Consider the following 24,131-nt stretch of genomic DNA (forward strand, 5'->3'; position numbering starts at 1 on the left):
TTCGACGAGACGCTGACCCTGCTGGCCGAGCGGGTCGCGATCCGGCTGATCCTGGTGAGCGATGCCTTCGAGCGCACCCGGCCGCCGGGCTTCTATCCCTTCGCCCTGGCGGATGGCCGGCGCGGGACCGCGCTTCCCGCAGCGCTGCCGGGCGAGACCGCCGAGGCCCGGCTTGCCGACTATGCCCGCCGGGGCATCGCCGGAGTGCGCCTCGACGTCGAGGCCGGCCCCGAGGCCTACGCGCCGCTGATGGAGCGCCTCGATGCGGTGCTGTGAGGCCGGACCACGTCCCCATCGTCCGGACGCGGCGCAATGAACCCCGCTGAGGTCGCCCCGACCCTCGACCAGCTCCGCGGCCTGCACCTGCCCGGGGGCGCCGCCGGGGCGGTGCAGGGCGAGATCGTCGCGGCGGCCGCCCTGGGCTTCTGCGCCGCCCTGCTGGTCGGGCTCGTCCGCTATTGGCGTGGCCGGGCGCGGGCGAGCCTGCGCCGGGCCGCGCTCGCCGAACTCGCCGGGACGCGGAGCCTCGCCCCGGAGGCGCGGCTCGTGGCCCAGGCCCGCCTGCTGCGCCGTCTCGCCCGGACGCTCGCGGGGGACGCCGCCGCCCGGGAGACCGGCGCGGCCTGGGCGACCCGCCTCGACACGCTCCTGGCCACCGATGTCTTCACGCGCGGACCCGGCCGGGTCCTGGCCGACGGGCTCTACCGGCGCCAGACGCCCGACCTCGACGGGCTCGACGCCGAGCTCGGCCGCCTGATCGGACGGTTGCGGACATGAGCGGCCTCCTCCCCGCCTGGCTCACGGCGCAGCTCTCGGCCTTCGACCTCGCGGCGCCCTGGCTCCTGCTCGCTTTGCCGCTGCCGCTGCTTGCGGCGCGCCTGTTGCCGGCCGAGCGGGAGGGGGGCAGCGGCGCCCTGCTGGTGCCCGGGACCCTGGTCGGCACCGCGCGCTCCGGCGCCGACCTCGCCGCCCGGGGCCGCCGCCGCGCCGCCCTGGTCTGGACCCTGTGGGGGGCGCTCGTGATCGCCCTGTCCGGCCCCCGCCTGGTGATGCCGGCAGCCGCGCTGCCGGCTTCCGGGCGCGAGATCATGATCGCCATGGACCTGTCCGGCTCGATGGAGCGGCGCGATTTTTCGCTGGACGGCGAGACCGTGAATCGCCTCACCGCGGTCAAGCGCCTCGGCACCGACTTCATCCGGCGCCGGGCCGGGGACCGGATCGGGCTGGTGATCTTCGCCGACCAGGCCTACGTGGCTGCCGCCCCGAGCTTCGACACCGCCGCGGTCGCCCGCGCCCTCGACGAGGCGACCATCGGCATCAGCGGCCGCTCGACCGGCATCGGCGACGGGCTCGGCTTGGCCCTGCGCCGGCTCGACCCGAAGGACCCCGAGACGCGCACCGACGGCGCAGCGGCGCCCTGGGCGAAGGCGGTGATCCTGCTCTCGGACGGCGCCAACAATGCCGGCCAGACCGCCCCCAAGGACGTGGCCGCCCTGGCCAAGGAGCTCGGCATCAAGGTCTACACGATCGCCCTCGGTCCCCGGGACATGGCCGATGCCGACGGCGAGCAGGACGTGGTCGACACCGAGACCCTGCGCGACATGGCCCAGGCCAGCGGCGGCGAGGCGTTCCGGGTCCGCACCTCCGAGGACCTCGTCCGGGTCGCCGACGCCATCGACCGCCTGGAGGGCGGCCGTGCCCTGGCCCCACCGCTGCCGCTGCGCCGGGATCTCTGGCCCTGGCCCGCCGCCCTGGCGCTGGCCGCCGCCGCGGCCCTGCTGGCGACCCGGAGGGGGGCGTGATGCGTCCGAACGCGGCCTCCCCAACCCACACCCTCATCCTGAGGTGCCGCGTCAGCGGCCTCGAAGGAGCGCTCCAGCCGGCCGCGCGATCCCTGGAGACCTCCTTCGAGGCCTCCGCTGCGCACCGGCACCTCAGGATGAGGATGCGGGCGGGAGGACAGCCCGCATGAGCGCCCTCGACGCCTTCGCGATCCTACGCCCCTGGTGGTTCCTGGCGATCCCGGTCGTGGCCCTGCTGGCGCTCCGCGCCGCCTGGCGTGCGGCGCCGCTCGGCAATTGGGAGCGGGCGGTCGATCCGGCGCTGATGGCCCATCTCGCCCGCACCGGCGCCGTGCTCGGCGGACGGCGCCAGGCGAACCGGGCCGCCGCCCTGGCCGCCGGGGCGATCGCGCTGGCGCTGACCGGACCCGCTTTGGAGCGCCAGGATACTGCAACCTTCCGCAACCTCGACGAGACCGTGATCGTCCTGGACCTGTCCCGTTCGGTCACGGAGGGCGGCAACCTCCAGGGCGTCCGGCAGGCCGCCGCCGCGATCGCCGAGGCCGCCGGCACCCGGTCGGTGTCCCTCGTCGTCTATGCCGGCGACGCCTACCTCGCCGCCTCGCCGACCACCGACCGGGACAGTTTTGGCACAACCCTGTTCGCCCTCGACGCCGACACCGTGCCGGATCGCGGCAGCCATCCCGAGCGCGGCCTGGCGCTGGCCCGCCGCACCCTCGCGGAGGCCGACGTGGTCGCGGCCGACGTGGTGCTGATCACCGACGGCGACGGCATCGGCGCGGCGGCCGAGCGGGAAGCCCGGGCGCTCGCCGACCGCGGCTGGCGCCTCCAGGCCCTGTTCGTCCCGGCCGACAAGCCGCTGCCGCCGGGCGCGCCGAAGCCCGACCGGGCCGCCCTCGACGCCCTGGTGCGGGCCGGCGGCGGCCGCGTCGCCGATATCGCCGAGCCCGGCCCGGTGCTCGATGCGGTCGGGACCGGCACCGCTCAGCACCTCGCCGCCGGCGGCTACGGCGTGCTGGCCTACGCGGATCTCGGCCGCTGGCTGCTGCTGCTCGCGGCTTTGCCGGCCCTGGCCCTGTTCCGCAGGAGCGCGTGATGGAGCGGTTCCTTCCGAAGGTCGGCCTCGCTGTCCCGATCCGCGCCGGCCTGCCCCCCGGCTGGCGGCGGTTGGCCCGAATGGCCGGGCTGGCGCTGGCCGGGCTCGGCCTCGTGGCCCTGCTCGCCGTCTCGCAGCCCCGCACCGGGCTCGGGCGGCTGCTGATGGCGCTCGGCCTGCCCGGGCTCGCCGCCGACCTGATCGTCGATCCGGCCTGGCGCGCCGCCGCCCTGTACCAGGCCGGCCGCTACGACGCGGCGATCGCGCTGTTCCGCACCGGCGGGCGGCGGGCGAGCTACAATCTCGGCAACGCCCTGGCTCGCGCGGGCGACCTCGACGGCGCGCTCGCCGCCTACGACGAGGCCCTGCGCTTCGACCCGCGCGACGCCGACGCGCAGGCCAACCGCTCGCTGGTCGCCCGAATGCAGGCCGAGGTGATCGACCGCGGCCCCGGCGGCGGCATCGCCAACGGCACGGCGCAGTATGGCGCCCGCTACAACAACACAAGCAACCAGGACCAGAACAACGACATCAACGCCGCCTCCAGTGGCGAGGGCCTGGCCGGCAACAAGGAATCCAACGCCAGCGCGTCGCTGCCCGGCAACAGCAAGGTCGCCCGCCGGGGCAAGGCCGAGCAACAATCGATCGATGCCGGCAAGGGCCAGGCCCGGGGCTCCGCCGGCGACGCCGCCGGGCGCGGCCGCACCGGCGGGGGCGCCGCCATGGTCGCGGAGGCCCCCGAGCGCGAGGTCCGCCGGGTGACCAAGAGCTTCGAGGCCCACGAGATCCGCCCGGACCGGCTCTGGCTCCAGACCCTGCCGGACGATCCCGGCCGTTTCCTCAAGCTGCGCCTGCGCGCCGAGCAGACCCGCCGGGTCGAGGCCGGCACCGCCATCCCGGCCGGGAGCAATCCGTGGTGATTTTCTTTGGGACTTTGGGGCACGTCTTTGCAGGCCCGACGCGCGTCCTCCCTCCCCCCTCTGCGGGGGAGGGTACCCTGCGCAGCAGGGGGGGAGAGGGGCAGCGCGACCATTTCGGATATGACGCTTCTCTCCGTCGCAACCACCGGACGCATGCGTCTTCGGACGAAGCGCGGGTCCCCTCTCCCGTGCGGGAGAGGGACAGGGTGAGGGATGCGACCTCTCCGGAGAAACCTGGTCCCTCACCCCAACCCTCTCCCGCACGGGAGAGGGGGCGCGTCGCGGCCTGCGCCACGCGTGGTGTGACCATCGTCGCCGGCAGTCTGGGACGAGACAGGCACATCCTGCTCCTGGCCCTCGCGCTCCTCGCGCCCCTCCCGGCCCGGGCCGAGATCGAACCCGGCGACCTGACCCTCACGGTCACCGCGGAGTTCAACGGCAACAGCGCACCCTTCGCCCGCGAGATGGTGCTGCTGAAGATTCGCGGAGTCTACAAGCAGCCGATCCTGCTGGAGGAGGTCGTCCAGCCCTCGCTCGCGAACTTTTCCTGGACGCAGCTCGGCCGGGATCATTGGAGCAAGACCAAGCTCCCGGACGGCCAGAGCGCCATCGCGTTCGACCGCACCGTGGCGGTGTTCCCGCACCATGCGGGCGAGTTCGTCATCGAGCCCTTCACCCATAGGCTTACGGTCAACGATGTCGGCGAGCGGCGGGTGGTCGAGGTCCGTTCGAAGCCGATCCCGTTCCCGGTGGCGGCCTGGACCGCCTCCGGCGGCGGCCCGGACGTCAAGGAACCCTGGTGGCTGCCGGCCGGCGACGTGGCGGTCACCGATTCCTGGAGCCCCGACCCCGAGACCGTGAAGCTCGGCGAGACCACACGGCGGATCGTCACCCTGGAGGTCCAGGGCATGGTCGCCGAGGGCCTGCCGCCCCGGCCGGTGATGCGCACCCGCGGCATCCTCACCTTCGCCGGCCCGGTCACCCGCGAGACCCTGCTGACGCCCTCGGGTCCCGTGGCCCGGGCGACCTACCAGTGGGACGTGAAGCCCGGCGTGCCCGAGGTGATCCCCCTCGACGCCATCGCGATCCCGTGGTTCGACACCAACACCCGCACCATGCGCGAGGCCGAGATCCCGGCCCGGCAGATCGGCGGCGGCCTGCCCGACCGCGAGGGCGACCGCGCGCCGCCCCCGGTCCCGTCGCCGCTGGTGGCCGCCGCCGCGGCGCTCGCGGCTTTCGGGCTGGGGCTGGCGCTGATCGGCTACGGCACGGGCCGACCGCGCCTGCGCCTGTCCGCCGCCAGCCGCCGGGCCCTGAAGCGGGCCGCCCGTGCGGGCGATCCGGCCGGGTTCCGCGCCGTCTTGGAGGCGGCCCGCCGAGAGGCACCGGAGCTCGCGCGGACCTGGCAGGCGCGCCCCGATCTCGCCGCCCCGCTCGCCGCCCTCGACCGGGCGGTGTTCGGCACCACCGGCGCCCCCGTTCCGGACCTGCCGGCCCTGGCCCACGCCCTGTCGCGGTTCGAATTCGTCGCCGCCGCGCCCGGGCCGGATCGGTTGGCCCCGCTCGACGGCCCGGCGCGCTGATCCGTCATCGCCGTTCGGCACCTTGTGAACGGCTTCCCGGGAACGGGCGGCTTCGCGGCGGTTTGGGCTGCCGGCGCCGATCGCGCGCCGCGTCCCGGATCCGCGGCGCGGCGCCCGGTCCCTGGTTTTGCATCATCGTGTCCCGAAAGCCGGCGCCCGCCTTTCGGGATGATGCTCCGACGGAGATTTCGCGCATGCTTCGATCCCTGTATCCGACCCGGCACAACTCCGCTCGTCTGGCCGCCTGCGCGGTGGCCCTCGCCCTCGTCCTGCCGGCAGTGGCGGGTCCGGCCTTCGCCCGCGCCTCCGGCACCGAGCGCACGTTGAAGGCGGTCGATACCGATCATGACGGGACCATCGACCTGGCCGAAGCCCAGGCGGCGGCCGGAAAGGTCTTCGACGCCGCCGAGACCGACAAGGACGGCAGCGTCGACGCCAAGGAGCTGAAGGGCCGGCTCAGCAAGAAGGACCTGAAGGCCGCCGACACCGATTCCGACGGCACCCTCGACCGCAAGGAGTACCTCGCCCTGGTCGAGAGCCGCTTCAAGGCCGCTGATCCCGAGGGCGACGGCAAGCTCGACGCCAAGGAGCTGAAGACTCCGGCCGGCCGGAGCCTGCTGCAACTCCTGAAATAAGAGCCTCTCACCAAACTCCCGCGGCACCATCGCGTGCAGAGGGAGGACTCCCGGGAACCGGGAGTTTTGTGAGGTGCTCTAAGTCCGGCCGCGCGTGCGTCCCGGATATCGGTTCCGGGACGCACGCGCGATCTTCGACGACGCATCCTCTGTTCCCGGAAGCCCCCCTTTCGGGACGATGATTCCATGCCGCTGCACAGTGTCTGGGCACGTACTATTCCTGTGCAACGGCTCAAGTTCTCATCAGGCATCAATATTTTGCACAGTCTTGCGTCACCTGATTTCACTTCGTAGTCTTCGATCCCTGAACAACGAAGCCTCATAACGAACATCAGGGAGGAGCGTCATGATCCGCGCCAACGACATTAAGGACCGGTTCCGCGCCCGGCTGCAGGATGCCGATGCCCGCAGCAACGATTTTCGCCGCAAGCTCTTGGAGGAGGGCACCCGCGCCCTCGAGCCGGTGGTCGGGGTCCTGAACCTGATGGCCGAAGTCCTCAACGAGGAGGACAACGTCCACGGCAGCATCACCGGCCTTGAGGCCAAGATCGACCAGGACAACTTCATCAGCCTGTGCGCGAAGCTGCGCGGGACCGACACCGAGCAGAAGATCAAGATCAAGTACGGGCCCGAGCTCGGCGGCAGCAACTACATCTCGGTCTCGGGCCTGAACCAGCGCTACAACGAGCGCCTCGTCCCGGGCGCGACCGGCGCCGCCAGCGGCCGCAGCGTCGGCAGCGACATCCATCTCGACGAGCACCGCGGCACCGAGCTGGCCGAGGTCGTCCGGGAGGTCGTGGAGGATTTCTACGCCGCCCAGATCGAGCAGCGCAGCCACTTCGCGACGGTGCAATAGCCTCGACTCGCGTGATCAGGCAGGGGAAACCGGATTCCCCTCATCCCCATCCTGCGCTAAGGCTGCCCGGGATGGGGATGGAGCTCCCCGATAACCGCCCGGCGCGCCATGCCGGGCTGATGGCTCCTACCGAACGGGCGCGCTCCGGATGTCCGCGGTGGGGCCGTGCGCCGACGCCGCGACCGGGCCGCCCGACCGAACAGGAAGGGCCGGCATGAACACCGTCATCGTCATCCTCGGGGCCGGGCTCGGCGGCGGCATCCGCCACGGGATCAACGTCGCCGTGACCCGGCTGCTTCCGGGCTTCGGGTTTCCCCTCGCCACGCTGATCATCAACGTGCTCGGCTCGTTCCTCATGGGCGTGCTGGTCGAGAGTTTCGCCCTGCGCGGAGCGGCCGGACATCCGGCGCGGCTGTTCCTGACCACCGGGGTGCTGGGCGGCTTCACCACCTTCTCGACCTTCTCGCTGGACGCGATCAGCCTGTACCAGCGCGGCGAGCCGGCCATGGCCGCCCTCTACGTGGCGGTCTCGGTGGCGGGCGGCCTGCTCGGGCTCATCGCCGGCATGGCCCTGATCCGCGCGCTCTGAAAAAGTCATGGTTTCAAAAGGTCGTCGACCTTTTGCGGGTCCAGGGCAGAGCCCTGGGGTGTCTCAGGGGCTCCGCCCCTGAACCCCGCCAAAGGGCTTGCGCTTTGGGATCCGGACTTGTCTCAGTCCGCGATGAACTTCAGGCGGTGGTCGCGGTACAGGTCGACGATCGCCGCGGCGGTCTCCTCGATCGAGCGGCGGGTCACGTCGATGGTCGGCCAGCGGTTCTTGGTGAACAGCCGGCGGGACATGGTGATCTCGTCGGCCACCGCCGAGCGGTCGACATACATCGAGGACTCGTCGGCGTTGAGGCTCGACAGCCGGTTCTGGCGGATCTGCACGATCCGTTCCGGCGAGGCGAACAGGCCGACCACCAGGGGCTTGCGGGCCCGCTCGATCGCCGGCGGCAGCGGCATGCCCGGCACCAGCGGCAGGTTGGTGGTCTTGAGCCCGCGATTGGCCAGGTAGATCGAGGTCGGCGTCTTCGAGGTCCGGCTGACCCCGAGCAGGATCACGTCGGCCTGCTCCAGATCCTCGGGCAGGTTGCCGTCGTCATGGGCCAGGGTGAAGTTCATCGCGTCGATGCGCTTGAAATACTCGGCGTTGAGCATGTGCTGGGCCCCCGGCCGGGCCGTGGTCTCGGCGCCGAGATAGGCACGCAGCAGGTCGTGGACCGGTCGCAGCACCGACAGGCAGGGCGAGCCGGTCTCCCGGGCGACTTCTTCCAGCCGCTCGCCGAGATCGCCGCCCACCAGGGTGTAGAGCACGAGGCCCGGCGCCGCCCGGATCTCCGAGATTACCCGGTCGAGCTGCGCCGCCGAGCGCACCAGCGGATAGACGTGCTCGATCGCCGAGACGCCCTCGTACTGCGCGGCCGCCGCCCGCCCGACATTGATCAGCGTCTCGCCGGTGGAGTCGGAGACGAGGTGGAGGTGGAAGTAGCTGCGGCCCATCCGGTCGCCTTCGTCTCGCCGGGCGCGTTATCCACAACCGGCCGCCAGGGGAGTCGATGAGTGTGGATAGGATGCGGCTTCGGGCAGGTCCAGGGCGAAGGAGCCGCGCGTTATCGACTCCGCCGTTCACAGGTCCGCCATACGGGCACGCGGAATCCGGGCGCCTGGGAGAATCCGGGACGCAACAGGGTTGCGTACCGGACTCGGCGTTCGCAAGCCGCTGTTGGACTTGGCCGTTCTCGCAACATGGAGCGAATCCTTTAAAGCCTCGTTAACGGCGCGGCGGCGGGGACGGCCTGTGGACCCGCTTGCACCACCGTGTTGAGGCCCCCCAATAGAAAAAACAGAGTCCTAGAATCTCTCTTTTCTTTTCGAGAGGGGCCTGTGTGGGGATCCGGCGCGCCTCGACTCGACAGGACGCCCGCCGACGGGCATGCGGGATGACGGGGACGGAATGGGAGCGACGATGACGGGGACGGAGCGCAAGTCCGAACGCAAGGTTCTGCGCGTCCTCGAGGGCGAGGCGATCGGACCGCCCCCCGCCTGGATGATGCGCCAGGCCGGCCGCTATCTGCCGGAATACCGGGCGAGCCGGGCAGAGGCCGGCTCCTTCCTCGACCTCTGCTACAACCCGGACTTCGCCGTCGAGGTGACGCTCCAGCCGATCCGGCGCTTCGGCTTCGACGCCGCGATCCTGTTCTCGGACATCCTGGTCGTCCCCCATGCGCTGGGCCAGGACGTGCGCTTCGTCGAAGGGGAGGGGCCGCGCCTCGATCCGCTCGACGGCCGCGACGCCTTCGAGCGGCTGCGCGAGGCGGGCGATCCGGCGATTTTTTCGCACCTGGCGCCGGTCTTCGAAACGGTGAAGCGGTTGCGTGCCGAATTGCCGGGCGAGACCACCCTGCTCGGCTTCTGCGGCGCGCCCTGGACGGTGGCGAGCTACATGATCGGCGGCCGCGGCACTTCGGACCTCGCCCCCGCCCGGGCGCTCGCCGAGGGTGACACGGCCCTGGTCGACAGCCTGATCGACCGCCTCGTCACGGTGCAGACCGCGTATCTCGTCCGCCAGCTCGAGGCCGGCGCCGACGCGGTGCAGATCTTCGAATCCCATGCCGGCACCCTGCCGCGGGCCGTCCCGGCCTCCGGGGACGTCGTCGAGCCGGTCGGCGACGTGACCGAGAGCGCCCTGCCGAACGGCGCAACCATCGACGCGCTGACCCGCTGGTCGCTGAGGCCGATCGCCCGGATGATCGCCGGTGTCCGGGAAAGGGTGCCGGGCGCCAAGATCATCGTGTTCGCCCGCGGCTCGGGCCTCGATGGCCATGCCCGGGTGGTGCCGGAGACCGGGGCCGACGCGGTCGGGGTCGACTGGGCGGTGGACCTGAAGGCCCTGCGCCGGCAGATCCCGGCCTCGATGGTGACCCAGGGCAACCTGCATCCCGACACGCTGATCGCCGGCGGCGACGCCCTCGATGCCGGGGTCGATGCGGTGCTGGAGGCGACCGCGGGCCTGCCGCACGTGTTCAACCTCGGCCACGGCATCACCCCGCAGACGCCGGTCGCCCATGTCGAGCGCATGCTCGCGCGGCTGCGCAGGTAGGCCGTGCTCTACGATTGGCTCAAGGCCGGGCACGTCATCAGCCTGATCGCCTGGATGGCGGGCATGCTCTACCTGCCCCGGCTGTTCGTCTACCACGCGAGCCTGCCGTCGGGCTCCGAGGCGCAGGCCGCGACCTTCAAGGTGATGGAGCGCCGCCTGCTCAAGGCGATCATGAACCCCGCCCTGATCGCCACCTGGGCGTTCGGGCTGACGCTGGCCTGGATGAGCGGCTACTACGCGAGCCCCTGGCTCCAGGCGAAATTTTTGCTGGTGCTGGCGATGTCGGGCATCCACGGCTGGCTCGCCCGGATGGTCAAGGATTTCGCGGCCGACCGGAACACCCGCGGGCACAAGTTCTACCGGGTGCTCAACGAGGTACCGACGCTCCTGATGATCGGCATCGTCATCCTGGCGGTGGTCAAGCCGGGCCTCTGATCCCGGGATCCTGTGACCCGGCTGCGATTCACCACGCCAACGGCACCGCCGGAGCCTTTCGCCGACCCGGGCCGTTGGGGGCCATGACCAAGCTTCTCGCGCTCCTGCTGCCGCTGGCTCTCCTCACCGCCGCCCCCGCCCGGGCCGCGAGCTTCGCCTGCGACAAGGCCGAGACCCCCGACGAGACGGCGATCTGCGCCCACCTTCCCCTCAACGACATGGATGTCGAGATGGCGACCCGCTTCGCCATCCTGAAGGACGTCCTGCCCATGGGCGGCCAGACCAAGCTGCGCGACGACCAAGAAACCTGGCTCAAGGAGCGCCATGCCTGCGGGCCCAACGTGACCTGCCTGCGCGGCCTCTACGAGACCCGGCTCAAGGTGTTGCGCGGGGTGCTGTCGGAATTCGCCAAGCAGGGGCCGCAGTGACGGTTCTCCCAGAAACGCATCACAACCCGAGAAACACTGCAGCCGGGAAGGCGAAGCGCTCACTCAGCGCCTTGGCTTGGCGGAGATTGATCTGCCGCTTCCCGCTCAGGATCTCGGAGAGCACGGATTGGGTGCCCACCTCCGGCAGGTCGCCCTGGCTGAGACCCCGCTCATCCATGATGGCGCGGAGCACCGCCGCGCCCGTGACCTGCGGTATGGGTCGATGGGCCTCGTCATAGGCTTCGATCAAGTCGCCCATCCGAGACGCCAGAAGCGCCAGAGGATGATCCTCATCCTCGCCGACGAGGGCCAGGATCTGATCCATCGCCTGAACCAGCCGATCGTAATCCTTCTGGTTGGTCGGCATGGTGAGCAACGGCGCGACATGGGGCCAATGCTCGGCGGCTTCCTTGACTAGCGGACGCATTGTCTTACGCCTTCCATCTGCCCGTGTCGTAATCGGCGTGATCCATGATCGCTTGGATATAAACTTTCTTGAACTTGTATTGTACCACGGCGATGAGTCGTATTTTATTGCCGCCGATGTCGAACACATGAAAACGGCCGACCTTGTCGGTTGCCGGAAACAGCGCTTTCATGCCGGCGAAGTCGCTCGGCTCGGATACCTTCATCAACCTGTACCAGGCGTCGAGGGCGCTCGCGGCTTGCGGCCACCGCTTCTTCGCCGCCCAGATCCGGGCCTGGGTGATGATGTGCATGAGGCAGCATCGCGCGAGACTCTGCCGCGATTTTAGGGACACGCAGCACGTATCGCAATAAGCGATATCACCCGCCCATCTCGCCACGAGCGGCCGCATCACCGCATCGGCTTGGCAGACCGTGGGGCACTTTTGCGAAACCTGCTGGGCGTCTCAAAGCCGCGCCAGTAGCCGCTCCGCCAACAAGTTCTCGGCCGCGAAGGCATAGTCGACCCGCCGGACCGTGACGGCCCGGGCGCCGGCCTCGACCAGGGCGCCGGCGAGGTCGAACACCGCGCCTTCGGGGCAGCGCATCACGATCTCGCCGTCGCTCCCGCGCGGGGCGCCGTAGGGCAATTCGGCCTCGTGCAGGCCCGCGATCGTGGCGAGGTCGATGGCGCCGCTCTCCGGCAGGGCCGCCCGGACCTCCCGGGTGGTTCGGGCGCGCTCCTCGGCGGCGATCCGGCCGAGCACCGTGCGCAATGCCGCGCGCTGACCCTCGCCCCAGGGGGCCTTCAGCGACGCGACCAGGTTGGCTTCGGAGCGCAGGATGATGCCGTCGTCCAGCACCTTGAGGGCGTTGGCGCTGAGCGTCGCGCCCGTGGTGGTGATGTCGACCACGATCTCGGCCGAGCCCGCCGCCGGCGCGCCCTCGGTGGCGCCCAGGCTCTCGACGATCCGGTAATCGGCGACGCCCTTCTCGGCGAAGAACCGGCGGGTCAAGTTGACGTACTTGGTCGCCACCCGCAGGCGCCGGCCGTGGCGGGTGCGCATCAGGGCCGCGACCTCGTCGAGATCGGACATGGCCCGCACGTCGATCCAGGCCTGGGGCACCGCCACCACCACGGTGGCGTTGCCGAAGCCGAGCGGGGTCAGGAGCTCGACCTGGCCGCGCACGTCCGGCAGGGTCTCGCGGATCAGGTCCTCGCCGGTCACCCCGAGATGGGCCGCCCCGGAGGCGAGCTGCGCGGCGATCTCCGAGGCCGAGAGGTAGCGCACCTCGACCCCCGGCACGCCGACGAGCTTGCCGCGATAGTCGCGGGCGCCCGCGCCCTGGGCGAGCCGCAGGCCAGCCCGGCCGAAGAACGCGCTGGCATTCTCCTGGAGGCGGCCCTTGGATGGAACCGCGAGGATCAGGCTTGTCTCGGAACCGCTCATAGTCCGGCTCCTGCCACGCGCTCGACCCAGAAGGTGCAGCCCACCGCGGGCAGGGGGGCCGGGCTGCCGAGATGCCCGAGCAGGCCATCGTAGCGGCCGCCGCCGACCAGCATCGGGCCGTCCCCCTCGTTCACCTCGAAGATGAAGCCGGTGTAGTAGTCGAGGTTGCGGGCGAAGCCGCCCTGGAAGCGGAAGCGCTCGATCGGCAGGCCCCGGGCCGCGATGAAACCGGTGCGCTCCTCGAACAGGTCGAGGGCGGCCGAGAGAGCGTCGTGGCGCAGGCCGGCCTCGGCCACCAGCCCCCGCAGGTCGCGGGCCGAGGCGTCGGGATGGCCGGCGATCGCCCGGTAGCGGTCGAGCACGGCGCGGTTCTCGGGGTTGAGCCCGGCCCCGCCATTGGCCTGCGCGGCCGCCTTGCCGAGGAAGCGCTCGGCGATCTCGCCGGCGCTACGGCCGCCCACCGCCGAGATGCCGGCGATGGCTAGCACGTCCTCCACGAAGGCGCGCACGCCCCGCGGGTCCTGGCCCTGGATCGCGGCCAGCAGGCCGGCATGGGGATCCTCGGGCCGCGCGTCTGCGCCGCCGTTGGTGACCTCGTCGAGGGAGCGCCCGGCGGCGAGCGTCCGCAGGGTCCGGCGCTTGGCCGCCGGCGGCACCGCCAACCCGTCGAGCAAAGCCACGGTCAGGCCCATGTCGCCGAGCCGCACCGCCGGGTCGGTCCGGCCGAACAAAGCGAGGCCCTCGAGCGCCAGCCCGAGCACCTCGGCATCGGCGGCCGGCGTGTCGGTGCGACCGATCGATTCGATGCCGGCCTGGAAGAACTCGTCGGGCTCGTCGGCGGCCAGCCGGAAGACCGGGCCACAATAGCTGTAATCGGCCGCCCGGCCGTCGGCCTGAGCCCGGTGCAGGCGGCAGACCGGGATCGTGAATTCCGGCCGCAGGCACAGCTCGGCCCCGGCCGCGTCCTGGGTGACGAAGATCCGCCGTCGGATATCCTCGCCGGACAATTCCAGGAACGGCTCCACCGGCTGCAGCACCGGGGGCGTCACCGGCCGGTAGCCGGCCGCACTCAGATGCGCGAGCAGCCGCGCCCGCGCCGCGTCCCCCGCCCCCGTCTCACCGGCCTCCGGTCGTGTCATCGCATATCCCTCGCGGGCGCTCTCTAGCAATCGCGGCAGCGCTTGGCGACACGCGAAGATCACGGGTTTCCAAAGGGCTCAGCCCTTTGGCAGGGGTTCGGGGGCGGAGCCCCTGAGTAAAGCGGGCTCTGCCCGCACCCGCGAAAGGTCGAAGACCTTTTGAAACCGGGACTCAGCCGGCCGTGGTCGGGAAATGTCGGGCCAGGACGGTGCGGACCTGGGCGACCATGTCCGCTTCCGGGCAGGACACTTGCGCCGGGCGGGCGGCCTTCCACTCGGCGTTGCTGCCGATGGATTCGGCGGCGCGGGCGCCCTCGATCAGGTCCTTGATTTGGATCTCGCCGGCCAGGCGCTCGTTCGAGCCCTGGATGATCGCCACCGGGGCGCGGCGGCGGTCGGCGTATTTCATCTGCGCCTTCATGCCGGCGGCGCCGAGATAGAGCTCGGCCCGGATCCCGTCCGCCCGCAGCAGCGCAACCAACCGCTGGTAATCGGCCATGTTCTCACGGTCGAGGACCAGCACCACCACCGGGCCGGGGGTCTCGGTGCCGGCGAGCAGGGGGCTCTTCACCAGCTGGAGCGCCGAGAACAGCCGCGAGACGCCGATCGAGAAACCCGTGGCCGGCACCGGCTCGGCCCGGAACCGCCCGACCAAGCCGTCGTAGCGCCCGCCGCCGGCCACCGAGCCGAAGCGCACGGTCTGGCCGTCCTCGTTAGTGACCGGGAAGGTCAGCTCGGCCTCGTAGACCGGGCCGGTATAGTATTCGAGCCCGCGCACCACGCTCGGATCGGCCCGGATCACGTCGTGGCCGTAGCCGGCCGCCGCGCAGAGCCGCATGATCGCGTGCAGCTCGGCGATGCCCTCGCGGCCGGTCTCGGACGCGCCCACCGCCTCGTGCCAGCCGGCAAAGAACTTTTCCCAGAACGCCATCTTGTCGGCGCCCTCCGCGGCATCGGCCTGGAACGACACGTAGGCCAGGATCCGCGACACCGCCGTGGCGTCGAGGCCGGCGCCCTTGGTGAAGTCGCCGCTCTCGTCCTTGCGGCCGGGGCCGAGCAGGTCGCGCACGCCGTCGACGCCGAGGCGGTCGAGCTTGTCGATCGCCCGCAGGACGGTCAGGCGCTGGCCGGCCTTGTCGGGGCCTGCGAGACCGATCGCCTCCATGACCCCATCCAGCACCTTGCGGTTGTTGACCTTGACCACGTACTGGCCGCCGAGCCCGAGCCGGTCCAGCGTGTCGGCCATCAGCATGCAGGTCTCGGCATCGGCCGCGACGCTGCCGGCGCCGACGATGTCGGCATCGAACTGCATGAACTGGCGGAACCGGCCCGGCCCCGGCTTCTCGTTGCGGAACACGTAGCCGGCCCGGTAGCTGCGATAGGGCTTGGGCAGGGCGTCGTAATGCTCGGCCACGAACCGGGCCAGCGGCGCGGTCAGGTCGTAGCGCAAGGAGAGCCAGGCCTCGTCGTCGTCCTGGAACGAGAACACGCCGGCGTTCGGGCGGTCGAGGTCGGGCAGGAACTTGCCGAGCGCCTCGGTGTACTCGACGAACGGGGTCTCCAGGGCCTCGAAGCCGTAGAGCTCGAAGCTCTTGCGGATCGTCTCCAGCATCCGCCCCTGCGCGGCAATCTCGTCGGCACGGCGGTCGACGAAGCCGCGGGGCAGGCGGGGTTTCAAGATTTCGGCCCGGCTTTCGGCCTTCGCGGTTTCCGGCTTGGACATGTGAGCGCGTTCGCTTCTCGCGGACCCGGAGCCCGGATCCGGTGTGAGTCGTCCCCGGCACGGCGGAGATCCTGGTCCGGGCTCTAGAGCATGACGGAAGAAAGGGGAATTCGGTTTCCGGGGGGCCTACTTGGCCGTCCATCCTACGCCGTCATTGCGAGCGCAGCGAAGCGACCCAGGGAAGCGCTACGTTCGGAGACCCCGCGCCACGCTGGGTTGCTTCGCTTCGCTCGCAATGACGGTGGTGGGTTGGATACCTCACGGAAATCCCAACCCCAATCCTCATCCTGAGGTACGGCGAAGCCGCCTCGAAGGAGCCCTCCAGAGGCCGCTGCGATCCCTGGAGCCCGCCTTCGAGGCCTCCGCTTCGCTCCGTCGTCTCAGGACGAAGTAAGGGTCGGAGGTAAGGTCCAGGACAAACGATCAATACGGCGCCGTCAGCTTGAGCCACAGCAGAGCCGCGAGGCTCACCACGGCGATCGGCATCTGCAGCGGGCGCAGGCGGGCATGCGCGAGCGGCACTTCGCCGGCCCGCGCCGCGATCGGGTCCAGGATCCCGATGGCCGCGTAGCCGATGATCAGCATGGTCAGGGCGGGCACTGCCTTGCCCATCACCGCCGAGAACAGGGCGAACAGCCCGAGCCCGTACAGGATCAGCATCGTGACGATCTGCGACAACTGCGGGCCGCCCTCGGTGCGGAAGCTGACGCCCCGGCGCACGCCGGCCAGGAACAGCAGGATCGACGCGGCGTAGAGCAGGGTGAACAGGGCGACCAGGTAATCGAGGGGCTGGCCGTTCAGCCACCAGGCCGCGGCGGAGCCGACCGCGATCGGCACCATCGGGCCGAATCCGAACACGATGTCGAGCCATGGGATCCGGCGCGGCTCGTGCGCGGTGAGGGTGCGTCCGGTGGCGTCGTCGCGCATATCGGTGGGGCCGGGCTCTCGGGTTGACGGTTTGCTGCGCTGCGGCGCCGGGACGGGCAACGGTCCCGCGGGACCCCGGTTCCGCGATGAGCGCTTTAGCGCCGCCGCAGCCAATCTGCGAGATCCGGCGTGCGGAGGGGTGTTCAACGAATCGTGGCGGGTGGGGCGTACGTCTGCGAAGGCCGCGGTGGGTTTGAGAACAGGGCGCGTCCTCTCCCCCACAGAGGGGGGGAGGGAAGGGCGCGGGTGTCGGTCTCCGCCGCCGCCATCCGGCGACGATACGGGTCCATCGTCACCGATCCTGCGCCTCCCCGGCACCCCTCGATCGGCCTGCCCCTTGAGTGCGGTGGAAAAACGCGTTATTTCTTTCGAGCCCTCTTCACAAGGTCAGCGCCGCAGCGCGCCCGTGAGCCGCGAGGGTCCTGCCGAAAACGGTCCAGCCAAGACGATCTTTCGGGCCCCTCGCTGTCCAGCGCGGCCCGCTCTCCAGCGCCCGTCCCCCGGGTTGCTTGGCTCAGAACCGGCCCTCCCACCTTCCTCGTCGGTTGCAAGACACCCATGACGCCACATCCCGACGCCTTCGCCGATCCTCTGGCCGACCCCGAGACGGCCGATCCGGCCGACGCGCCTGCAACCCAGGGGGCCGGTCAGGGGACCGGCTCGATCGCCGCCCTGGAGGGCGTGCGCGAGGTCAAGCTGTTCGATCTCAAGGCCAAGACGCCCACCGACCTGACGGCCTTCGCCGAGGAGGTCGAGGTCGAGAACGCCTCGACCATGCGCAAGCAGGAACTGATGTTCGCGATCCTGAAGCAGCTCGCTGCCAAGGAGGTCGAGATCATCGGTGCCGGTACCGTCGAGGTGCTGCAGGACGGCTTCGGCTTCCTGCGCTCGAACGACTCGAACTACCTGCCCGGCCCGGACGACATCTACATCTCGCCGACCCAGATCCGGCGCTTCGGCCTGCGCACCGGCGACACCGTCGAGGGCCCGATCCGCGGCCCCAAGGACGGCGAGCGCTACTTCGCGCTGCTCAAGGTCAACACGATCAATTTCGAGAACCCCGAGAAGATCAAGCACAAGGTCCATTTCGACAACCTGACGCCGCTGTTCCCGACCCAGCGCTTCAAGCTCGAACTGGACAATCCGCCCAAGAAGGATTTCAGCCCTCGGATCATCGACATCGTCGCCCCGATCGGCAAGGGCCAGCGCGCGCTGATCGTGGCGCCGCCGCGCACCGGCAAGACCGTGCTGATGCAGAACATCGCGCAGTCGATCACTATCAACCACCCGGAATGCTACCTCATCGTGCTGCTCATCGACGAGCGCCCCGAGGAGGTCACCGACATGATCCGCTCGGTGAAGGGCGAGGTCATCGCCTCCACCTTCGACGAGCCGGCCACCCGCCACGTGCAGGTCGCCGAGATGGTGATCGAGAAGGCCAAGCGCCTGGTGGAGCACGGCCGCGACGTCGTCATCCTGCTCGATTCGATCACCCGGCTCGGCCGCGCCTACAACACCGTGGTGCCGTCCTCCGGCAAGGTGCTGACCGGCGGCGTCGACGCCAACGCCCTGCAGCGGCCCAAGCGCTTCTTCGGCGCCGCCCGCAACATTGAGGAGGGCGGCTCGCTCTCGATCATCGCCACCGCGCTGATCGACACCGGCTCGCGCATGGACGAGGTGATCTTCGAGGAGTTCAAGGGCACCGGCAACTCGGAGATCATCCTGGACCGCAAGGTCTCGGACAAGCGCATCTTCCCGGCGATCGACATCACCCGCTCCGGCACCCGCAAGGAAGAGCTGCTGGTCCCGCCGGACGCCCTCAAGAAGACCTACGTGCTGCGCCGCATCCTCAACCCGATGGGCGTCACCGACGCGATCGAGTTCCTCATGGACAAGCTGCGCCAGACCAAGAGCAACGGCGATTTCTTCGATTCGATGAACACCTGATCGGGTCAGGTCCCGGATCCACGAGGTCCGGGGCCTGTCTCAAGGGCTCCGCCCCTGAACCCTGCCAAAGGGCTCGGCCCTTTGGAAACCCGGGGCCGCGTTGACCTTCTCCTAACCCGCGCCTGCCATCCTTCGATCTGGGAGCCAGGTTGCGTATCGGCTCCGCGACAGCCCCGCCGGCCGGTTCATCCCGGCGGCGGGGCTCGTCGCAGCCTTGCACCGCACGCCCGATCCGTGACACTGGCGCGATGCCCCGCTCGCCCTGGCTCCATCCGGATCCGCTCCTCCTCGCTTCCACCAGTCCGACCCGGCGCCTGCTGCTGCAGAGCGCGGCCCTGCCGGTAGAGACCGCATCCCCTGACGTCGACGAGCGCGCCCTGGAGGCGTCGAGCCAAAACCTGTCGCCGCCCGACCTCGCCCTGCACCTCGCCTGCGCCAAGGCGGAGGCGGTGGCTGCCCGCCATCCGGGGCGCGTCGTGATCGGCGCCGACCAAGTGCTCGAACTCGACGGCACGGTGTTCCACAAGCCCCGGGATTCCGACGAGGCGCGAGCCCAGCTTGCCCGCCTCGCCGGCCGCACCCATGCCCTGCATTCCGCGGTGGCGCTGGCCGGCGCCCTCAGCGACGCCTTCGTGGAAACCGCCCGGCTGACGCTCCGCCCCCTCGATGCCCGGGCGATCGCCGCCTATGTGGACTGCGCCGGCGAAGACCGCGTGCGCGCCAGCGTCGGCGGCTATCAGCTCGAAGGGCCGGGCATCCACCTGTTCGAATCGGTCGCCGGGGACCACAGCACGGTGCTGGGTCTGCCATTGCTGCCGCTGCTCACACGCTTGCGTGACGCCGGCTACCTGGGCTTCTAGACCGGGTTTCCAAAGGGTTCGGCCCTTTGGCGGGGTTCCGGGGCGGAGCCCGGAGGCTTGCAGGGCTCCGCCCTGAACCCACACAAGGTCCCGGACCTTTTGAAACCACGATCGAACGGAGCACCGTCTTGGCCGGGCACGATCATTCCCACGGATCCCATTCTCACGGTGGGCACGGCAGCCACGGCAGCCACGGCGGTCATGGCGGCCATGTGCACGCGCCGAAGAATTTCGGGCCGGCCTTCGCGATCGGCATCGTGCTCAACACCGGTTTCGTGGTGGTCGAGGCGGCCTACGGGTATCTGAGCAACTCGATGTCGCTGGTGGCCGATGCCGGCCACAACCTCTCCGACGTGCTGGGCCTGGCCGCCGCCTGGATCGCCGCGATCCTGGTGCGCCGCCGGGCCAGCGCCCGCTTCACCTACGGCTATCGCGGCTCCTCGATCCTGGCGGCCCTGTTCAACGCCGTGTTCCTGCTGATCGCTATGGGGGCGGTGATCTGGGAGGCCCTGGTCCGGCTGGTCCATCCGGAGCCGGTGGCCGGGACCGTCGTGATGGTGGTCGCCGCCATCGGGATCCTGGTCAACGGCGTCACCGCCTGGCTGTTCGCCAGCGGCGCCAAGGGCGACATCAACATCCGCGGCGCTTTCCTGCACATGCTGGCCGATGCAGCGGTCTCGGCGGGCGTCGTGGTCGCCGGCCTGGTGATCCAACTCACTGGGCTCAGCTGGCTCGACCCCGCGGTCAGCCTCGCCATCGCGGCTCTTGTGGTCTGGGCGACCTGGGGGCTCCTGCGCGACAGCGTGGCGATGTCCCTCGACGCGGTGCCGGCGGAGATCTCCCCGGAGGCGGTGACCGGCTTCCTGCGCGACCGGCCCGGGGTGGTCGATCTGCACGACCTGCATATCTGGCCGATGAGCACCACCAGCGTCGCCCTCACGGTCCATCTGGTGATCGCCGAGGACCACCCGGGCAACGGCTTCCTGGCTGAGACCGCCGAGGGCCTGCGCACCCGCTTCGGCATCGGCCACGCGACCCTGCAGATCGAGGCGGCCGGCGGCCCGGCCTGCCGTCTCGCCGAGGCTTGCGCCGCGTGAGCGAGACCGCGATCCCCCGGGCCTTCGTGGTCGGCCACCCGATCGCGCATTCACGCTCGCCGCTGATCCACGGCTACTGGCTGGCCGAGCATGGCATCCCGGGCTCCTACGAGCGCCTGGACGTCGCCCCGGAGGCGTTCCCCGGTTTCATCCGGGCGCTGCCGGGCTCCGGCTTCCGAGGCGGCAACGTCACGATCCCCCACAAGGAGGCGGCCTTCGCGCTCGCCGACACCCTGACGCCGCGGGCGAAAACGATCGGGGCGGTGAACACCCTGGTGGTCGAGCCCGACGGCCGGATCCGCGGCGACAACACCGACGCGCCGGGCTTCTGCGCCCATCTCGACCACAGCCTCGGCGCCGGCTGGCCGGAGCGGGCCGGCGGTACCGCCGTCGTGCTGGGTGCCGGCGGCGCGGCGCGGGCGATCGTGGTCGGCCTCGCCGAACGCGGGCTGCGCCGGATCCTGATCGCTAACCGCACCCGCGCCCGGGCCGAGACCCTGGCAGCCCTGGCGCCGGGGATCGCCGATGCGCGCGCCTGGGACGACCTGCCCGATGCGCTCGCCGGGGCAGGGCTCTTGGTCAACACCACCTCGCTCGGCATGAAGGGCCAGCCGCCCCTCGACATCGACCTCACCCCGCTGCCGGCTTCCGCCGCGGTCGCCGACATCGTCTACGCCCCGCTGGAAACGGACCTGCTCGCGGCGGCGCGCCGCCGGAGGCTCGCGGCGGTGGACGGTCTCGGCATGCTGCTGCACCAGGCGGTGCCGGGTTTTGAGGCGTGGTTCGGCCTGCGCCCCGCCGTCACCCCGGGCCTGCGGGACCGGATCGTGGCGGATCTCTCCGGATGACCAAGGGGCCTCCCGTCAGCCGCCCCGTCATCCTCGGCCTGACCGGCTCGATCGGCATGGGCAAGTCGGCCACCGCCAAGATGTTTTCGGCGCTCGGCGTCCCGGTCCACGATGCCGACGCCGCCGTCCACGCCCTCTACGGACCCGGGGGCGAGGCGGCTTCGGCGATCGGCGCGGCCTTTCCCGGCGTGCTCGACCCGCAGGGCGGCGTCGACCGCACCTGCCTGCGCGCGGCGGTGCTCGGCGACCCCGACCGGATGGCGGCGCTCGAGGCCATCGTCCACCCCCTGGTCCGGGCGGCCAGCACGGCGTTCCTGGCTCGGCATGCGGACGCGCCGCTGGTCGTCCTCGACATCCCGCTCCTCTACGAGACCGGCGGCGGGCGCCGCTGCGACGCGGTCGTGGTGGTCAGCGCCCCCCCGGACGTCCAGCGCGCTCGGGTGCTGGCCCGTCCCGGCATGACCGAGGACGCCTTCGCGGCGATCCTGGCCAAGCAGATGCCGGATGCCGAGAAGCGGGCCCGGGCCGATTTCGTGATCGACACGAGCCGGGGCTTTCCCGCCGCCGAGGCCGAGGTGGCGCGGATCGTGGCTGCGCTGACGGAGCGCGGTGCGCCGGAACACCCGGCCCACGGGTGACACGCCCGCGCGACGGCATATCTCTCGGTCAATGATCCGGTGGCGGGATGGACGACGATGCGGTGTCTCGAACAGATCGGTGAGGCCTCGGCTGCCCGCGCCGTCGCGTCCAGGATCCTCTTCGCGGCGCTGATCCTGCCGCTACTCATGGCCGTCCCAGTCCAAGCGCAAGTTGCCGGCGCCTGCCCGCCCCCGAAGAAGCTCGCGGCCGGCGCCTGCGTCACCGCCTGTCCGGGCGGGTACGAGGATCGCGGGCGCGACTGCGTGTATCGCAACCAGTCCCGCTGACCGTTATCTCAGACCCACCCGATCCGCCCGAAAAACCCGGCGATCTCGGCCGCCGCCCGGTCGGGATCCTCCCGGTGGGGGAAGTGGCCGACGCCCGGGAACGGGGCCAAGTCGAGGTCCGAAAACGTCTCGCCCAGGCGGTCGGTCCAGGCATAGGGGAAGATCGGGTCGTGCTCGGCCCAGCGCACGCAGGTCGGCACCGTGATCGGCGGCAGGGACGGGGCCTCGCCCTTGAGCATCGCGATCCGGCCGGCATGGGCCGCCCGGTAATGCGCGAAGCCGCCCGCGAGGTTTCCGGGTTTTTGGAACGTGTCCACGAAGGCGTCCAGCACGGGATCGAACGCGTCCTTGCGGTGTGACCAGTGGCGCAGGAAGTGGCCGATATAGGCGGCGCAACTGTCGCGGCTGGCGCCGACCAGCGCCACCGCCAGGTCCATCTGGTTGAAGGACTGGTACCAGATCTCGCTGAGCCGATCCGGCTCCCCGAGGCGGGGACCGATTCCGGGATAGACGAAGTCGAACAGGAACAGGCCGGCGCAAAGCTCCGGACGGGCCCGGGCCAGGGCCTGGATCACCGCGCCGCCGACATCGTGGCCGACGATGCCGGCACGGTCGATGCCGAGCGCATCGAGCAGCGCCGCCATGTCGGCCGCCTGCTCGGGCGGTCCGAAGGCGCCCGCGGGCTTGTCGCTGTCGCCGAAGCCGCGCAGGTCCGGGGCGATCAGGGTGTGGCGGGCGGAAAGCCGCGCCATCACCGGCTCCCAGGTCAGCCAGAATTCCGGCCAGCCGTGGAGCAGCAGCAGCGGCGTACCCGAGCCGCAGCGGGCGACGTGCAGATCCGCGCCGTTCACGCGGACCGTCAGGTGCTCGATGCCGTCCATCGTCCCTCCATCTCGGCCCGCCGGGCCAGCATCTTCGCCTGCAGCCGGCTGCGGCGGGCGGCGATCACCGTGCCGTTGATCTCGCCGCCGAACAGGAACATGGCGGCCAGCCAGTACAGGAACACCAGGAACACCATCGCGGTGGCCAAGCCCCCGTAGGTGGACGCGTAGGCGTTCGAGAATCGGTCGAGATAATAGCCGAAGCCGAGGCCGGCGAAGAACCACAGGACCAGCGTCACCCCGATCCCCGGCAGCACCGACAGGATCGAGCGCCGGCCGGCGGCGACGAACTTGTGGGCGATGATCAGCACCACCGCCAGCAGCAGGGCGGTGACGCCGATCCGCCCGATCGCCACCGTGAGGCTCAGGGGCTCCAGCCCCGGCGCGACCAGCACGACGTTGCGCCAGATCAGCGGGCCCAGCACCACGAGCAGCGCGAAGGCCAACATCGCGAAGGCGCCGCAGATCACGTAGCCGATCGATTCGAGCCGGGTCAGCCACCACGGTCGGCCCTCCCGCAGCCCGTAGGCCCGGTTCAGGCCGACCCGCAGGCTCTCGACGCCGGAGGACGAGAAATACAGGGCGAACAGGGCGCCCAGCGTCAGCACGCCGCTGCGCTGCTCGGTGAGCACCCGGTGGACCTCGCCGACGATCGGCTTGGCGATCTCCCGGGGCCAGGCGTCGAAGATCAGCACCCCGGCCTCGTCGGCGAGCGACTGCGTGCCGAACAGGCCGGCCAGAGCCGCCAGCAGGATCAGGAACGGGAACAGGGAGGTCAGGGTCGAGAGCGCGATGTGGCTGGCGATCGCCCAGCCGTCATGGGCGACGAAGCGCTGCGCCGCGAGGCCCGCGACCTGGAATCCGTTGCGGAGAGATTTCACGGGTGTCCAACGATCCTCGTGCCGGCCCGCCGATGAAGGGCGCCCGGGCCGGCCCGTCAACGCCGCCGAGCCGGTCCGGTCCCGTTCGCTGGCCGGTGAAGCGCCGCGGCCACGCCGACTGGACCCCCGCGCCGACCAGATCCCTGTTG

At 70.8% G+C, this 24,131-nt stretch carries 26 protein-coding genes, 1 pseudogene and 1 riboswitch; of the genes and pseudogenes, 18 read left to right on the top strand and 9 right to left on the bottom strand.

Annotated features, from left to right (window positions below; all coding sequences use genetic code 11):
• From MKL09_RS25715 to crcB, 9 genes and pseudogenes are all read left to right on the top strand, one after another.
• A pseudogene (locus MKL09_RS25715) lies at positions 1-276 on the top strand (DUF58 domain-containing protein); the annotation flags it as partial.
• A gap of 36 nt (positions 277-312) precedes the next feature.
• Entirely contained in the window at positions 313-777 is a 465-nt protein-coding gene (locus tag MKL09_RS25720) for a DUF4381 family protein (RefSeq protein ID WP_244024853.1), read from the top strand.
• A complete protein-coding gene (locus MKL09_RS25725) occupies positions 774-1,802 on the top strand; it encodes a VWA domain-containing protein (protein WP_244024854.1) in 1,029 nt (342 codons plus the stop codon). The genes MKL09_RS25720 and MKL09_RS25725 overlap by 4 nt, the downstream gene beginning before the upstream one ends.
• A 166-nt stretch (positions 1,803-1,968) precedes the next feature.
• A complete protein-coding gene (locus MKL09_RS25730) occupies positions 1,969-2,898 on the top strand; it encodes a VWA domain-containing protein (protein ID WP_244024855.1) in 930 nt (309 codons plus the stop codon).
• Complete coding sequence (locus tag MKL09_RS25735; RefSeq protein WP_244024856.1) at positions 2,898-3,818, top strand: tetratricopeptide repeat protein; 921 nt, start codon at positions 2,898-2,900, stop codon at positions 3,816-3,818. Before MKL09_RS25730 ends, MKL09_RS25735 begins: the two co-directional genes overlap by 1 nt.
• Positions 3,819-4,120: 302 nt before the next feature.
• Positions 4,121-5,401 carry a hypothetical protein gene (locus MKL09_RS25740; RefSeq protein ID WP_409566989.1) on the top strand — a complete coding sequence of 427 codons (1,281 nt, stop codon included), beginning with the start codon at positions 4,121-4,123 and terminating at the stop codon, positions 5,399-5,401.
• A 194-nt stretch (positions 5,402-5,595) separates the two neighbouring features.
• Positions 5,596-6,036, top strand: a complete 441-nt coding sequence (locus MKL09_RS25745) for an EF-hand domain-containing protein (protein ID WP_244024857.1) — start codon at positions 5,596-5,598, stop codon at positions 6,034-6,036.
• Positions 6,037-6,382: 346 nt separating this feature from the next.
• Positions 6,383-6,892 (top strand): hypothetical protein, encoded by a 510-nt coding sequence (locus MKL09_RS25750; protein ID WP_244024858.1) that lies wholly within the window; start codon positions 6,383-6,385, stop codon positions 6,890-6,892.
• Between the two features lie 64 nt (positions 6,893-6,956).
• Positions 6,957-7,028: riboswitch (Fluoride riboswitch) on the top strand.
• A 78-nt stretch (positions 7,029-7,106) separates the two neighbouring features.
• Complete coding sequence (gene crcB / locus MKL09_RS25755; protein WP_244024859.1) at positions 7,107-7,481, top strand: fluoride efflux transporter CrcB; 375 nt, start codon at positions 7,107-7,109, stop codon at positions 7,479-7,481.
• A gap of 122 nt (positions 7,482-7,603) precedes the next feature.
• On the opposite strand, the gene MKL09_RS25760 is transcribed toward crcB, so the two are convergent.
• Positions 7,604-8,434, bottom strand: coding sequence for a pyruvate, water dikinase regulatory protein (locus MKL09_RS25760; RefSeq protein WP_244024860.1), 831 nt, complete (start codon positions 8,432-8,434; stop codon positions 7,604-7,606).
• A 454-nt stretch (positions 8,435-8,888) separates the two neighbouring features.
• Here MKL09_RS25760 and MKL09_RS25765 point away from each other — a divergent pair, with 454 nt between their 5' ends.
• From MKL09_RS25765 to MKL09_RS25775, 3 genes are all read left to right on the top strand, one after another.
• Positions 8,889-10,034 carry a uroporphyrinogen decarboxylase gene (locus MKL09_RS25765; protein WP_244024861.1) on the top strand — a complete coding sequence of 382 codons (1,146 nt, stop codon included), beginning with the start codon at positions 8,889-8,891 and terminating at the stop codon, positions 10,032-10,034.
• 3 nt (positions 10,035-10,037) lie between these two features.
• Positions 10,038-10,469, top strand: a complete 432-nt coding sequence (gene hemJ, locus MKL09_RS25770; protein ID WP_244024862.1) for a protoporphyrinogen oxidase HemJ — start codon at positions 10,038-10,040, stop codon at positions 10,467-10,469.
• 83 nt (positions 10,470-10,552) lie between these two features.
• Entirely contained in the window at positions 10,553-10,897 is a 345-nt protein-coding gene (locus MKL09_RS25775) for a lysozyme inhibitor LprI family protein (RefSeq protein ID WP_244024863.1), read from the top strand.
• A gap of 19 nt (positions 10,898-10,916) precedes the next feature.
• Here MKL09_RS25775 and MKL09_RS25780 read toward each other — a convergent pair whose 3' ends face one another.
• From MKL09_RS25780 to MKL09_RS25805, 6 genes are all read right to left on the bottom strand, one after another.
• Entirely contained in the window at positions 10,917-11,324 is a 408-nt protein-coding gene (locus MKL09_RS25780; RefSeq protein WP_244024864.1) for a type II toxin-antitoxin system HigA family antitoxin, read from the bottom strand.
• 4 nt (positions 11,325-11,328) lie between these two features.
• The gene (locus MKL09_RS25785) at positions 11,329-11,616 is read right to left on the bottom strand and encodes a type II toxin-antitoxin system HigB family toxin (RefSeq protein WP_244024865.1); all 288 of its coding nucleotides are present in this window, start codon (positions 11,614-11,616) and stop codon (positions 11,329-11,331) included.
• A gap of 153 nt (positions 11,617-11,769) precedes the next feature.
• Positions 11,770-12,753, bottom strand: coding sequence for an ATP phosphoribosyltransferase (gene hisG, locus MKL09_RS25790; protein ID WP_244024866.1), 984 nt, complete (start codon positions 12,751-12,753; stop codon positions 11,770-11,772).
• On the bottom strand, positions 12,750-13,892 hold the full coding sequence (locus MKL09_RS25795) for an ATP phosphoribosyltransferase regulatory subunit (RefSeq protein ID WP_244024867.1): 1,143 nt from the start codon (positions 13,890-13,892) through the stop codon (positions 12,750-12,752). The genes hisG and MKL09_RS25795 overlap by 4 nt, the downstream gene beginning before the upstream one ends.
• A gap of 172 nt (positions 13,893-14,064) precedes the next feature.
• Positions 14,065-15,615: a histidine--tRNA ligase gene (gene hisS, locus MKL09_RS25800; protein ID WP_244024868.1), complete on the bottom strand. Its 1,551-nt coding sequence runs from the start codon at positions 15,613-15,615 to the stop codon at positions 14,065-14,067.
• 423 nt (positions 15,616-16,038) lie between these two features.
• Complete coding sequence (locus MKL09_RS25805) at positions 16,039-16,542, bottom strand: DUF3429 domain-containing protein (protein ID WP_244024869.1); 504 nt, start codon at positions 16,540-16,542, stop codon at positions 16,039-16,041.
• A 558-nt stretch (positions 16,543-17,100) separates the two neighbouring features.
• Here MKL09_RS25805 and rho point away from each other — a divergent pair.
• From rho to MKL09_RS25835, 6 genes are all read left to right on the top strand, one after another.
• The gene (gene rho, locus MKL09_RS25810) at positions 17,101-18,489 is read left to right on the top strand and encodes a transcription termination factor Rho (protein WP_244024870.1); all 1,389 of its coding nucleotides are present in this window, start codon (positions 17,101-17,103) and stop codon (positions 18,487-18,489) included.
• Positions 18,490-18,737: 248 nt separating this feature from the next.
• Complete coding sequence (locus tag MKL09_RS25815) at positions 18,738-19,349, top strand: Maf family protein (RefSeq protein WP_244024871.1); 612 nt, start codon at positions 18,738-18,740, stop codon at positions 19,347-19,349.
• 128 nt (positions 19,350-19,477) lie between these two features.
• Positions 19,478-20,446: a cation diffusion facilitator family transporter gene (locus MKL09_RS25820; RefSeq protein WP_244024872.1), complete on the top strand. Its 969-nt coding sequence runs from the start codon at positions 19,478-19,480 to the stop codon at positions 20,444-20,446.
• The gene (locus MKL09_RS25825; RefSeq protein WP_244024873.1) at positions 20,443-21,294 is read left to right on the top strand and encodes a shikimate dehydrogenase; all 852 of its coding nucleotides are present in this window, start codon (positions 20,443-20,445) and stop codon (positions 21,292-21,294) included. The genes MKL09_RS25820 and MKL09_RS25825 overlap by 4 nt, the downstream gene beginning before the upstream one ends.
• Positions 21,291-21,932 carry a dephospho-CoA kinase gene (coaE, locus tag MKL09_RS25830; protein ID WP_244024874.1) on the top strand — a complete coding sequence of 214 codons (642 nt, stop codon included), beginning with the start codon at positions 21,291-21,293 and terminating at the stop codon, positions 21,930-21,932. Before MKL09_RS25825 ends, coaE begins: the two co-directional genes overlap by 4 nt.
• A gap of 57 nt (positions 21,933-21,989) precedes the next feature.
• Positions 21,990-22,220 carry a hypothetical protein gene (locus MKL09_RS25835; protein ID WP_244024875.1) on the top strand — a complete coding sequence of 77 codons (231 nt, stop codon included), beginning with the start codon at positions 21,990-21,992 and terminating at the stop codon, positions 22,218-22,220.
• A gap of 8 nt (positions 22,221-22,228) precedes the next feature.
• Here MKL09_RS25835 and MKL09_RS25840 read toward each other — a convergent pair whose 3' ends face one another.
• Positions 22,229-23,101, bottom strand: coding sequence for an alpha/beta fold hydrolase (locus MKL09_RS25840; RefSeq protein ID WP_244024876.1), 873 nt, complete (start codon positions 23,099-23,101; stop codon positions 22,229-22,231).
• On the bottom strand, positions 23,080-23,982 hold the full coding sequence (locus MKL09_RS25845; RefSeq protein WP_244024877.1) for a YihY/virulence factor BrkB family protein: 903 nt from the start codon (positions 23,980-23,982) through the stop codon (positions 23,080-23,082). The genes MKL09_RS25840 and MKL09_RS25845 overlap by 22 nt, the downstream gene beginning before the upstream one ends.
• Between the last annotated feature and the right edge of the window lie 149 nt (positions 23,983-24,131).

The sequence above is a fragment of the Methylobacterium sp. J-048 genome, assembly GCF_022829515.1.
Taxonomy (GTDB): Bacteria; Pseudomonadota; Alphaproteobacteria; order Rhizobiales; family Beijerinckiaceae; genus Methylobacterium.